Annotated in this window: 7 protein-coding genes; all 7 read right to left on the bottom strand. The window is 40.3% G+C overall.

All coding sequences use genetic code 11. The annotated features are described in order from the left end of the window. Nucleotides 1-2: 2 nt before the first annotated feature. A complete protein-coding gene (locus MK405_RS08940; RefSeq protein ID WP_268704831.1) occupies nt 3-2,066 on the bottom strand; it encodes a G5 domain-containing protein in 2,064 nt (687 codons plus the stop codon). 75 nt (nt 2,067-2,141) lie between these two features. After that, entirely contained in the window at nt 2,142-10,340 is an 8,199-nt protein-coding gene (locus MK405_RS08935) for an isopeptide-forming domain-containing fimbrial protein (RefSeq protein WP_268704830.1), read from the bottom strand. A 59-nt stretch (nt 10,341-10,399) separates the two neighbouring features. Continuing rightward, nucleotides 10,400-10,987, bottom strand: coding sequence for a TlpA family protein disulfide reductase (locus tag MK405_RS08930; protein ID WP_057489493.1), 588 nt, complete (start codon nt 10,985-10,987; stop codon nt 10,400-10,402). Nucleotides 10,988-11,376: 389 nt separating this feature from the next. Then, nucleotides 11,377-12,723, bottom strand: coding sequence for a type I glutamate--ammonia ligase (gene glnA, locus MK405_RS08925; protein ID WP_001122897.1), 1,347 nt, complete (start codon nt 12,721-12,723; stop codon nt 11,377-11,379). A 36-nt stretch (nt 12,724-12,759) separates the two neighbouring features. Next, the gene (gene glnR / locus MK405_RS08920; protein WP_268704829.1) at nt 12,760-13,116 is read right to left on the bottom strand and encodes a transcriptional repressor GlnR; all 357 of its coding nucleotides are present in this window, start codon (nt 13,114-13,116) and stop codon (nt 12,760-12,762) included. A 76-nt stretch (nt 13,117-13,192) separates the two neighbouring features. Beyond that, entirely contained in the window at nt 13,193-13,720 is a 528-nt protein-coding gene (locus MK405_RS08915; RefSeq protein WP_084853030.1) for an FUSC family protein, read from the bottom strand. 133 nt (nt 13,721-13,853) lie between these two features. Continuing rightward, on the bottom strand, nt 13,854-14,028 hold a 175-nt coding region (locus tag MK405_RS09495; RefSeq protein WP_419153030.1), incomplete at its 5' end, for an LPXTG cell wall anchor domain-containing protein.

The following is a 14,028-nucleotide window of genomic DNA, read 5'->3' as shown; positions in this document are numbered from 1 at the left end:
TATTAGTCCTTCTTACGAACGACAAAGCCTACTAGACCGGCGATAAATAAACCAATCATTGAAAGAAGACTGGTAGAAGCTGTACCTGTGCTTGGTAGAACTTTCTTATCTTGGCTTGCAGTTTCTTCTTTCTTAGTGCTTTCAGCTTGGTTCCCTGTTGTTGCAGTATCATTCTTATTACCGTTGGTTGTTGTAGAGGCTACTTTCTTAGTTCCAACTTCAACGATCTCATCTACTGCTGGAGTGGTGATTGTGTTGGATTTCTCAACACGACCTGTTTCAACGCCGTCTGTGAAAGTCACTGTATAAACAATGGTGCGAACACCTTTCTTACCAGCTGTTTTCACTATACGAGTTCCTTCTGGAAGATCTGAATTGGTTACTTCCTTAGTTTGGAAGGCAACTTCTTCTGTTTTCGTCTCTTCCTTAGTCGTTACAACTGGGGCTTCTACTTTCTTAGTTCCTACTTCGACAACTTCGTCTACTGCTGGAGTTGTGATTGTGTTGGATTTCTCAACACGACCTGTTTCAACGCCGTCTGTGAAAGTCACTGTATAAACAATGGTGCGAACACCTTTCTTACCAGCTGTTTTCACTACACGAGTTCCTTCTGGAAGATCTGAATTGGTTACTTCCTTAGTTTGGAAGGCAACTTCTTCTGTTTTCGTCTCTTCCTTAGTCGTTACAACTGGGGCTTCTACTTTCTTAGTTCCTACTTCGACAACTTCGTCTACTGCTGGAGTTGTGATTGTGTTGGATTTCTCAACACGACCTGTTTCAACGCCGTCTGTGTAAGTCACTGTATAAACAATGGTGCGAACACCATTTTTACCAGCTGTTTTCACTACACGAGTTCCTTCTGGAAGGTCTGGATTTGTGACTTCCTTAGTTTGGAAGGTAACCTCCTCTGTCTTCGTTTCTTCCTTAGTCGTTACAACTGGGGCTTTCTTAGTTCCAACTTCGACAACTTCGTCTACTGCTGGAGTGGTGATTGTGTTGGATTTCACCTCGCGACCTGTTTCAACACCGTCTGTGTAAGTCACTGTTTCAACAATCGTACGAACCCCTTTTTGGCCAGCTGTCTTCACTCGGCGAACACCTTCAGCTAAGAGTGCATTTTCAACCTCACGAGTCTGAAAGGCAACTTCTTCAGTTTTGGTTACTTCCTTAGTAGTTACAACTGCTTTCGCACCTGTATAGGTAACCTTGTTTTTTGCAGCTTTCTTAGTCTTGCGTGAAACTTCTTTACGAGATTTTTCAACACCATCCACTTTTGTCACTTCATAAGTGACTTCATCGATACCTTCTTCACCCTCTTCAACACGTGTTTGGCCTTTATCCAGTGCTGAGTCTACTTTCGTTTCTTCTTTGAAAGCAACTTTCTCCTCTACAGTCACTGTTTCTTTGGTTTCTACACCTGTTTTCTTAGTTCCAACTTCGATGATTTCTTCTACGGGTTCTTTAATTACCGTTTGGCTCTTTCTATCACGTTTTTTCTCAACGCCATTTACCAAAGTAACATCCCAAACAACTTTCTTCTGACCTTTTTCTCCCGCTTGTTTTACCTTTCGAGTACCTTCAGCGAGGTCTGCATTGTTTTCTGTCCGAGATGGGTAAGGAATCTCCTCAGTAGTTGTGACTTCTTGATGTTCTTCTTTTAAATCTCCCCCAGTGAGAAGCGCCTCAGCCTTAGCTTTTAAAGAATTGTAGCGAGCTTCAAGCGCCGCAAAACTTTTTTGACCTTCTGGACTCTTCATTGCCTTCTTTGCAGTCTCAAAAAAATTCTTTGCTTCTTCTACATCACCCTCTAGGAGTTCTTTATTCTCCTCATCTGGACTATCTGTAAAATCCTTAATTGAAGATTCTATACTATTAAGCATTCTTTTGAATGTATTTGCAATATTTCGCTCTTGTCCATCTGGAATTTCTTCATCTTCCGCTGGTGTCTCTTCCGCATGCACTGTTGGAATTTGATACAAGTCGGGAGCTACATGATAAGTAGCTACTCCAAGTGCATTTAAAGCAAGTATTGAAATCCCTAACTTTAATAATTTTTTTCTACTCATTATTCTTTCCTTAACACTTTCAATATACAGTAAGGAGAAGAGTAAAATTTTCTACTCTCCTCTTACTATATGATACTAACGTTCAGCTTTACGCTTCCAAACTAGAAGTCCAGCAAGTCCTAGAGCTAGGGCAGCAAGTACTCCAAAGATTGAAGAAGCTTCAGAACCTGTATTTGGCAATGTTTTCTTAGGTTCTGCTGGAGGAACGGTTCCACCTGGTGGCGGAGTTTGTGGTTTTTCTGGTGTTGGTGGTGTTGGTGGGAACACCACAACTTTGTTGGTAGTTTTTGGCTTTGGATTATGGTTAAAGCTTACTTCAGCTGTATTTGGTACACCACCAGTGAATTTTGTAAAATCTGTTCCTTCTTTGAAGTTAGTGTAAAGTACAAGACGTACGGTACTTCCCTTCAAGGCTTCAAGAACATCCTTATCGCTGATTTCAAAAGTCACAACATTGCTAGTTTCATCGTAAGTAACAGTAGCAATTGCTTCTAACTCTTTACCTACTAATTCACCGCGGTCATTTGAAACTTTAGACAATTTATCAATAGCTGCTTGAAGCTTGGTTTGAGCTTCTTTTAGTTTCTTGATTTCATTTTCAAGTTTCTCTTGTTGTTGTTTCTTATCAGCTGGTGCCAATTCTGATTCTTTCTCAGCTGGTGCTTGAAGTTTAGCCAAGTTTTCTTCAGCTGCTTTCAACTCTGCTTCCAAGCTTGCAAGATCTTGACTTGGCTCGCTAGTTGCAGGTTTCTTATCTTCTGTTGCAGAAGAATCAAATGTAGCTGGTGTTGTTTCTTCAGCAGCTGTTGCTGGAGTAGCTGGTTTTGTCGCTTCCGCTGGTTGGGCTGGCTGCGCTGCCTTAGCCGCTTCCAACTTCGCTTTCAATTCAGCTACTTTAGCTTTCGCTGCCTTGAGTTCTTCCTTCTTACCAGTCTCTGTTGAAGTCTCTTCTGTTGACTTGCCTGTCAAAGCTTTGAGTTCTTTCTCTGCTTGATCAAGTTGAGCTTTAAGAGCTGCTTTGATCTTGTCAAACTGAGCGTTTTCAACTTTAAGAGCGATACGATCTTTGTTGACTTTCAAGACTGAATTGATTTTATCAGTGATCGTAAAGCTAGTCAAATCTGTCTTGATAAGACGACCATATTGATCCTTCTTAGCATTTCCATTTTCATCTACTGGATCCGTTGGAACCGGAGTAGTGATATCGAAGCGGAAAGTATCTGTTGCATTTGGCAAGTTGTATGAAGTCCCTAGTGTTGATCCATTTTCTGGTCCAACTGTCTTAGCAGGTTCACCTGGTGTCGGATCTGTTGGTTTTTCTGGGTCACGCGGTTTCACCGTTACCGGTTTTGATTCCTTGCTACCAGATTGACCATTGGCATCCTTGAAGTTGACAGTTGCTTTGTTTGGTACCAATTGGTCCTTATAAGCTTTCAAATCGCTATTCGCTTTGAGTTTAGCTGGAATATACAATTGGATTTCTTTGAAACCTTTCAATCGAGCGAAATCTTTCACTTTCACAGTGACTGTATTTCCTACAACACTTGTTTCAAGGGCACCATTTGCATCACGTCCATCTACATAAGCTACTGGTGTATCAGCGATTGCCAAGACAGATTCAAGTGTGTCCGTTACGGTGAACTCTTTGTACTTATCAATATCTTTTGGCAAAGTGGTATTGACATTATACATGTATGGTGCGTCGTATTCCACATCCAAGTGGTCCAAGGTACGATTAATCTTCTTAGAAATTTCTGGTTCTGGTTCTTTTGGAACGATTACCGGAACTTTATTCGAATCTTTGTGTAGCCCTGGTTTGTGTGGGAACTTCGCATCATAAGAAGCCGTATTTGGAACAGTAAATCCACGATCTGTTAGATATGGAGTCAAATCAGCTCCCGCTTTAATCTTAGCAGTGAAGCTCAATTCAACAGCTTGACCACCATTTGCTTTCACTTGTTCTTCTGTAAGTGTCAAGGTAATGGTTTGACCTTCTACCTTGATTTGATTTACATCAAGGGCTTGACCATTCAAGCTCGCTTTTACTGAACCTGCATAATCAAGAACAGATTCAAGTGTATCGCTTACACTGAAGGCTGTCGCATCTGTTGGAACACTTGTTTTCACGTTATAGGTGAAGACTTGATCACGATCAGCGAGTGTTTCTTCAGCTTTCGTGTTTACATCTTTCTTGATTTCTGGCTCTTCTGGTGTTGGTGGCGTTACTGGGACTTCGTTAGAGTCCTTGTGCACTCCTGGCTTGTGTGGGAAGCTTGCATCATAAGCTGCCTTATTCGGAATCTGTGTACGACCGTCTTCCTTCACATACGCAGACAAGTTCGCACCAGCTTTGATCTTAGCGTCGAATGTTAATTCAACTGCTTGACCGCCATTGGCTTTCACTTGTTCTTCTGTAAGGCTCAAGGTAATCGTTTGACCTTCTACCTTGATTTGGCTTGCGTCAAGCGCTTGACCATTCAAGTTAGCACTTGAAGTTCCTGCGAATTCAAGAACGTCTACTAGGGTATCTGTGACTGCGAAGGCTGTCGCATCTTGCGCTACTGTTGTTTTCACGTTGTATGTGAAGACTTGGTCGCGTTTGTCAAGAGTTTCAGCTTCTTTGCCGTTCACATCTTTCTTGATTTCTGGCTCTTCTGGAGTCGGTGGCGTTACTGGAACTTCATTAGAGTCCTTGTGCACTCCTGGTTTGTGTGGGAAGCTTGCATCATAAGCTGCCTTATTCGGAATCTGTGTACGACCGTCTTCCTTCACATACGCAGACAAGTTCGCGCCGGCTTTGATCTTCGCGTCGAATGTTAATTCAACTGCTTGACCGCCATTGGCTTTGACTTGTTCTTCTGTAAGCGTCAAGGTAATGGTTTGACCGTCTACCTTGATTTGGCTTGCATCAAGAGCTTGACCATTCAATTTAGCACTTGAAGTTCCTGCGAACTCAAGAACATCTTCGATCTTATCGGTTACGCTGAAGGCTGTCGCATCTTGCGCTACACTTGTTTTCACATTGTATGTGAAGACTTCATCACGTTTTGCGAGGGTTTCTTCTGCCTTGCCGTTCACATCTTTCTTGATCTCTGGCTCGTCTGGTGTTGGAGGTGTTACTGGGACTTCATTAGAGTCCTTGTGCACACCTGGTTTGTGTGGGAAGCTTGCGTCATAAGAAGCCTTATTCGGAATCTGTGTACGGCCGTCTTCCTTCACATATGCAGACAAGTTCGCGCCGGCTTTGATCTTCGCGTCGAATGTTAATTCAACTGCTTGACCGCCATTGGCTTTCACTTGTTCTTCTGTAAGGGTCAAGGTAATGGTTTGTCCTTCTACCTTGATTTGGCTTGCGTCAAGCGCTTGACCATTCAATTTAGCACTTGAAGTTCCTGCGAATTCAAGAACGTCTACTAGTGTATCTGTGACTGAGAAGGCTGTCGCATCTTGCGCTACACTTGTTTTCACGTTGTATGTGAAGACTTGGTCGCGTTTGCCAAGAGTTTCAGCTTCTTTGCCATTCACATCTTTCTTGATTTCTGGCTCGTCTGGTGTTGGTGGCGTTACTGGGACTTCATTGGAATCCTTGTGGTATTTTGGATTATGATCAATATCATAAGAAGCCTTGTTTGGAATCTCAGTCTTACCATCTTTATTCACATAAGCTGACAAGTTGGCATTATCTCTGATTTTAGCCTTGAAGTTTACTTCAATAGTCTTACCTGCATCTGCTTTGACAGAAGCTTCTGTAAAGGCAACTTTGATGACTTGACCAGAAAGTGTCACTGTCGCCTTCGATCCTGCATCCTCACCATCAAGTTTAACAGTAGCTGAAGCATTCTCACCAACAAATTCTAGAACTTCTTTCAACTCGTCTGTCATCTCAAACTCAGTTGCATTGGCAGGCATTGTTGTTTTCAAAGTATAAGTAAATTCTTCATTACGTTTTGCAAGATCGTAACGTTCTGCTCCGTTTACTTCCTTCTTAAGCTCTGGAGTTGTTGTTGGCGGTGGAGTGACAGTGACTGGTTTTGATTCTTTCTTAGAATCTGGATTGTCATTAATGATGTAGCTAGCAGTATTTGGTACTACTGGCTTGTCTTTTGCTTCATTTGGATAAGCAGTCAAGAGAGCATCGAAAGTGATGCCGTCTTTAATCTTGGAATTGAATGAAACTTGGACTGCTTTACCAGCATATTGTTTCACTTGATCTTTTCCAAATGTGACTGTCAAGGTTTGACCTTCTGTTTTCACAGTCAAATCTTGAACAGCTTGGCCGTCAACAGTGACAGTTGCTTCCCCTTCAAATGCCAATTCTTTGACGATATCATCTGAAATGGTGAAGCTATCTGCCACATGTGGAACCGTTGAGTCAATCGTATACGTGAAGACTTCTGATAACTTACCAAGATCTGCGTGTTCCTGACCATTCACTTTCTTAGTGATTGGTGGTGGAGTAACTGTAACCGGCTTGGTTTTTTTCTCACCTTGTTGGTCCTTCTTGTTGGTGTAAGTAATCTTAGCTTTGTTCTCAATAGATGGAACAGTTGAGCCTTTCTTCACTTTGGCATGAATCACGAGCTCTACTTCTTGGTTACCGTAGTCACCCGCATTCGCAAAATCTTTCATCGTTGCAGTCACGGTTTGACCTTGAACTGTTACATCGAAGAATTTCGCTGCCGCTCCCTTGATTTCAGCTTGACCTGGAGTCAAGTTCTCATCCAAGGTATCTGTTACAACGAAGGACTTGTATGTTGTAATATCATTTGGCAATTTTGCTTTGATATTATATGTGAAGTCTGTTTCTGCACCAATGGTTGCCTCTGTCAGTGTTTCGTTGATTTTCTTATCAACACCTGGTTCTGATGGAGGGGTTACAGTGACCGGTTTCGTTTCTTTTTCTCCGCTATGATCGTTCTTATCTGTGAAGCTGAACTTCGCAGTATTTGGAATGTTGATACGAGTCACTCCATCATTGATCTTAGCCGGAATAATCAATTCCACTTCTTGACCAGCAAGAGCTGTAGCGTTCGCGAAGTCCTTCATTGTTGCAGTCACGGTTTGACCCTCAACTGTTACATCGAAGAAGGCTGCAGCTGCTCCTTTGATAACTGGTTTGCTTGAAGTTTCATTGATAACTGACAAATCTCCTTCAAGTGTATCTGTAATCACAAATTTCTTGTAATCTGTAATATCTGTTGGAAGTTTTGTCTTAATGTTGTAGTTATACGCTTGACCTGTCGCGATATCTAAATGATCAAGTGTTTCATTGATCTTCTTCGTTACAGGAGGTGGCGTTACGGTGACAGGTTTCGATTCAACTTCTTTCTCTTCATTTTTCTCATTTGTAAAGGAAATAGAAGCCTTGTTTTGAATGGTTGTACCTGTCACACCATTTTTAACTTTTGCAGGAATGACTAATTCAACAGTTGAGTATTTTGCAAGTTCACCAAACTGACCATCCTTTACCGTTGCCGTAATCTCTTGGCCATTGGTGTGGATATCAAAGAGGGCCGCTGCAGAACCTTTAATACTTACGTCTCCTGCAAGTTCCAAATTAGCATCCAGTGTATCACGAATCACAAATTTCTTGTAATTGGCAACATCACTTGGTACTGCTGTTGTAATGTTGTAGTTGTATGGTTGCCCATCAAACGTTTGGAAGCTATCCAAGTTTTCATTGATTTTCTTATCAATAGTTGGTTCTTTTGGTTTTGGTGGGGTAACCGTTACTTCGTTAGAAGTTTTCTTGATATCATTCAAGGCAACATCTGCCGTATTTGGCACTTTAACCTGACCATCTTTCTTGTACTTAGAAAGGTCAGCACCGGGGCGAATCTTAGCCTTGAAGGTCAATTCAAGGTATTGAACATCTTTAGTCTTACGACGCGTTACCTTACGTGAGATCTTTTCGAGTTGAGTTTTATCAAGAGTCAGTGAAACAGTTTGACCTTCAACTTTTGTAGCAGTTTTCAACTCAGTATTATCTTTTTCACCAAGTTTTACATTCAAGCTATCTGCCTGAACTTCCAACTCTGAAACAACTGTATCCGTAAGGCTAAATGTATCTGCAATGCCTGGCCATGGAACAGTCACTTTGTACTCGAAGAGTTCTTCTTCTGTCTTAAGATCTTCATGTTCCTTATTATTGACCTTCTTCGTAATTTCGGTATCAACTGGTGGTTTAACATAGACTGGGTTTGAGCGACGAATTGTACTTGGTTTGTCAGCTGTTTTAGCATGTTTACTTGGATCAGGATTATTATCCTCACCATTCCACATGATATTACCCTGGTTCAGCAAACCGAAGCCATCATTATCCTGAAGAAGGGCCATGAATTCTTTGCTCGCTTGATTATTGCGATATTGCTCCTTCAAGCGAACCGTAATGGTCATTTTTGCTTTTTGAAGCACTAAGTATTCATAACCATTCACACTTGGTACATCAGCAACAACAACATCACGTTCGTTTCCGAGATCGTCATTTTGTTTCACGACACGAGTCAAGATTTGACCTTGTGGTCCAGAAGCATGATGACCTACAACTTCCAAACGATAGTCAAGAGGGTCAGTCAGCATAACATTTTTCTTGAACTCATATGGAGCGTTGTTGAAGTTGTAATCTACTGTATAAGTAAATGTTTCGTCTTTGGCAGACAAGTTCGCTGCATAGGATGGTTTTTTAGTTAATTGAAGCGGATCTTCAATAGTACCAGTATCATTGCTTTGATCTTGGTCTGCAATTTTCTTGGTGGCACTTGGATAACAGTATTCAAGTTTTTGAACTTCTACAGTTTCTTTCGAACCACCGATTGTTTCAGTCGCAAAATCACCAACTTTAAATTTACCAGTCAGCTCAGGAACTGGAACTGTCTCCTTAACTGGTTTGTAGTCTGCAGGAGGGTCTTGCTCATCATCCTCATTGACTTGTTCGGCATGTGCTTCCTTACTCAAATCATAGTCAAACTTGTTGTTTCCTGGATTAAAGACACTCTCTGGAACAGAGATTGTAACCTTGTCTCCTTCTTGAACAATCTTACCACGAATTTCTTTCTTCGAATCGGTAACCTTTGATACAATCTTCTTACCATTAATTCGAACAGCATCTACCCTATATCCTGGAGTAACTTCAAACTCACCTTTGATATCTTCTTTAACCAGAGCAGCACCAACAGATTCTAGAACTCGACTTGAGAATTTATTGATATCGCTTTGTTCATTAACATAGAAGGAAACATCTTTTCCATTGATATTTTTAGCTGGAGAAGCCATCCCCTCCAATGCTTCATGGAAAATCTCTTGGACACTTCGGTTATCTCCAATATCAAAATATTTTGAATAACCTTCTTTATATGTGTCATAATACTGAGCTTTAGAGTTTGCAAAGATTGATACGTCTTCCCAGAAACCAACTACTACTGTTCCTTCAGAACCAACAACATTTTTAAGTCTTGTAGATGCTTCCTTAACCTCTTTCACACGCCCTAAAACGTTTTGAGAAGCCTCTGTTAGTTCATTAAAATTCCATGCACGTGTAAGAATATTGTTCCGATAGTCACTGTACTCTAGACGAACCTTACCATCAGGGTCACGTTTCCCATTGGCAACACCATCCGTAATCAAAAGAAAGATAGTTTTACGACCATTAGCCATATTCCCTTTTCTTTGATTATACTGAGCAATGACATCGTCAATAGCTGGAACAGTTGGTGTTCCTCCCGCTACTTTAATATTATTTATGAATTGATGGATATCATTTTGATCAGAAGACAAGTTACTTGCCTTGTATTTGTAATCATAGTCAGGTCCCCAACTACCATAAACATCTTTACGGCCTGTAAAATTGTTATTGTAGTAGTAGTTGTATCCATCTGCACCTTGGAAGGTTGCCATCATAACCCGGTCTGACGTATCTGGATTATTAGTCTTAACCAAACGTGGGTTATTTTCATCATACTCTTCTTCCTTCACAAATGTCGTCAGAGTTTTTAAAGCATTCTGGACATTTGGAATGGTGTTCTTAAATGATCCACTCGCATCCTGCAAAATTACCAAATCCACTGGTTTTCTAGGCAGGCGCCAGCTAATTTTTTCCGTTTTTTCAATTTTACGGGAACATCCATTTTGTGTTATCTTTGTATTTCCACCTACTTCAATAGTACTACCGCCTTCATTTGCTGCAGCGCTACCAAGTAGCTGTCCCATTAAGGCTAATGGAACAGATAAGAATAAAATGATAAACAATATGGATACCTTTTTAATGAAATCTCTCATTGCTATTTCTGAAATCCTATTGTGATTTCTTCTTCCCCCTTTTCTATAGTAGATATATGTTAGTTGAGTAATGTTTGCAACTCTTTAGAAAAGCTTTCCGCATCGGAATGATTAATCAATACATTTTTTACTTCTTGCTTTTTGGTTACAAAATACATACTTGGTATGGTCTGAACCTGTAATAGATCTGCCGCTGATTGATCTTCATCATAGTAATAAGGGAAAGTATATCCTTTTTCCTTAATGTATCGATCGGCACTCTCCTTTGTTTCTTTACCAGGTTCGTTCATATTTAGTAAAACAAAATTGATCTGTTCACCATACTTTTCATACATCTGCTGAACAATGGGTAGTTGTTTCTGACAATGAGGACACCAACTAGCCCATTCGACAATTAACATAGGTTTATCATACAGCTCTGAACTAGCAATCAATTTACCGTCTTGAGAAGTCATTTTAAATTCTGGAAGTCGTTGACCTTTTAGACTCAAGGCAGTATTGTTCTCAGCACTTGAAGTTGATTGCGAAACTGATGAAGTCCCTACTTCTCCGTCCTTAGCGGGTCTAGTATAATAAATCAAACCCACCGACAATCCGATGATGACTCCCACTGCTAAAAACGGAAGCCACCACTTATCTTTTTGCATAGAATCTCCTTTCCTTTTTGATGAAATATGGCGAGTACAGCTTGAGTAAATAATATAGTAAATAATTTATGAACCCTCCGAAACTCATCCATTGCAAAAAACATTTTATCATTTACTAATTAGTATTTCAAGAAATATGTTGTCAAATTGTAAACTTTTTTCTTTCTCACGCTAAACCCGCCACACTACTGCATTAAATAGGTATAATGAAAATGATTGGACGTTATTTTCTAATTATTTTCAGAATATTATTTCTTTTTAATGCATAATTCACTCTTTCTTGTTTTCTGTTTTTCTATATAATAACTATACTAAAAACAGCAACGAAATACATTTAAAAATTTGCAATAATAAAAAAGATTGTCCAATCAGACAATCTTTTTATATTCTTAATATAAGTCAAGATAATTATCAACTTCCCATTGTGAAACAAAGGTCGCATAGCTAGCCCACTCGATACGTTTGGCTTCAAGGAAACTAGTGTAGATGTGTTCACCTAGGGCTGCCTTGACCACTTCATCCTCAGTCAAAGCTTTCAAGGCGTTATGAAGAGTTGATGGAAGATCAGTGATTCCAGCTTCCTTACGCTCTTCTGCTGTCATGATGTAGATATTTTCTTCGATAGGAGCTGGTGCTTCGATTTTGTTTTCAATACCATGCAAACCAACTTCCAAAAGAACAGCCATAGCGATGTATGGGTTTGCCATTGGGTCCACTGAACGCAACTCAAGACGAGTTCCCATACCACGTGAAGCTGGTACGCGCACAAGTGGCGAACGGTTACGACCAGCCCAAGCAATGTAAACAGGCGCTTCATAACCTGGAACCAAACGTTTGTATGAGTTAACTGTTGGGTTCATGATGGCAGTATAGTTGTAGGCATGCTTGATCAAACCACCAAGGAAATGGTAGGCCGTTTCAGACAACTGCATTCCTTTTGGATCATTTGGATCAAAGAAGGCATTGTTTCCTTCTGCATCAAACAAGGACATATTACAGTGCATACCTGATCCAGCGATACCAAATTTTGGTTTCGCCATAAAGGTTGCGTAAAGACCGTGTTTACGAGCAATCGTTTTAACAACGAGTTTAAAGATTTGAATCTTATCACAAGCACGGAGGACTTCATCATACTTGAAGTCAATTTCGTGTTGTCCAACCGCAACCTCGTGGTGACTTGCTTCCACTTCAAATCCCATTTTGGTCAAGACATTAACGATTTCACGACGTGTATTATCCGCAAGGTCTGTAGGTGCCAAATCAAAGTAGCCACCCTTATCATTTACCTCAAGAGTCGGATCCCCATTTTCATCCAGTTTAAATAGGAAGAATTCTGGCTCTGGTCCAAGGTTGAAGGATTTGAATCCTACTTCTTCCATATGGCGAAGAGCACGTTTCAAATTGCCACGAGGGTCACCTGCAAACGGTTTACCTTCTGTTGTATAGACATCACAGATCAAACCTGCAACACTTCCGTTTTCATCTCCCCAAGGGAAGACTGTCCATGTATCCAAGTCTGGGTACAAGTACATATCTGACTCATTGATACGTACAAAACCTTCAATAGAAGATCCATCAAACATAGCCTTGTTTGACAAGACTTTATCTAACTGTTCATCTGTAGCAGGAATTTCGACGTTTTTCATCGTTCCCAAAATATCTGAGAACATGAGACGAATAAAGGTAACATTTTTTTCCTTGACTTCACGACGAATATCTGCAGCTGTGATTGGCATGGTTTTTCTCCTTAATATATGACTACTTGCGATTGCCTAACCGCGACCAAAAGGTGTATGTGCTGAAGCAAAGCGTCCCTGCTGGAGGAGTTCATTATGAAGTGCGCGACGCACCTCCGTCTGACTCACCACTTTCTTGGACTTCGCCTCACGTTCAGCATATTTTTTCTTAATGGCAGCGATATTGTAGCCTTCAGAGATATAATCTTTGATTTCAAGCAGACGATCCATATCATTCAATGAATACATGCGACGGTTTCCTTCGTTCCGATCAGGTTTAATCAACTCTTGATCTTCGTAATAACGAATCTGACGCGCCGAGAGATCGGTCAACTTCATAACACTGCCAATAGGAAAAACAGCCATATTTCGGCGAAATTCTTTTTCCTTCATTTACATTTTCCTTCTTTCTGTCTATTATAGTCTAAAAAAAGACAAACGTCAATTGATAATGTCATAAAATGTAACATTATTTTTCTTTTTTCTCTAAAAAGAGATGAATACGATCAATATCATAATTTACGAGAATTGCGACAAAAACTCCCATGAAAGTTTCCGATACACGTGCAAACACGTACAAAAATGTTTCTCCGCTTGGTATTGATAGGGTAATGATTAACATAGCCGCTACACCACCGATAACTCCTGCCTTGTTGTTCATAGCAACATTTGTCATAATGGTTAACATGGTACAAATCGGAACAACTAGTAAGGTTACCCAAAAGGCTCCATGAAATAAAGTGTTTAAGAGGAAAAAGACAAGGGCGTAAAAACCTCCGATGCTATTTCCTAAGATACGCGAAGTTCCAAAATGGACACTCTTATCAAAGCTTTCTCGTAGACTGAAGACCGCTGTTAATGCTCCGATTTGAAGCCCCTTCCAGCCAAAAAAACCAAAAATCAAAAGAACTAGAAAAACGGCAATTCCCGTTTTGAAAGTCCGCATACCAAGTTTGAACTGTGACTTATCGAATTTATATTTTTTAAAATAACTCATAATCTCAACTTTCTACTACCATTTTAACATAAATTAGTTGATTTTATGAGTGAAAATCAATAGGAAGCGTTTTTAATTTCGGACTATAAAAAAGAGGAAACAGAGTTCCTCTTTTCTATTTAACTTTTAGAGCTTACTTGCTTTCGTCTTCTTTACGTTTCAACTGACCAAGTCCTAAAACTCCTACTAAAGCTGCTAGACCAAGATATGGCATGTAGCTTGAATCATTTGTACCTGTTTGAGGTAGAGTAGGGTTTCCTTTTGGATTTGGATTTGGAGTAGGAGTTGTTGGCTCCTCTGGTTTCTTA

It is taken from the genome of Streptococcus oralis, from assembly GCF_026782345.1.
In the GTDB taxonomy this organism is placed as follows: domain Bacteria; phylum Bacillota; class Bacilli; order Lactobacillales; family Streptococcaceae; genus Streptococcus; species Streptococcus oralis_CK.
This window is presented reverse-complemented; position numbering and strand designations above follow the sequence as displayed.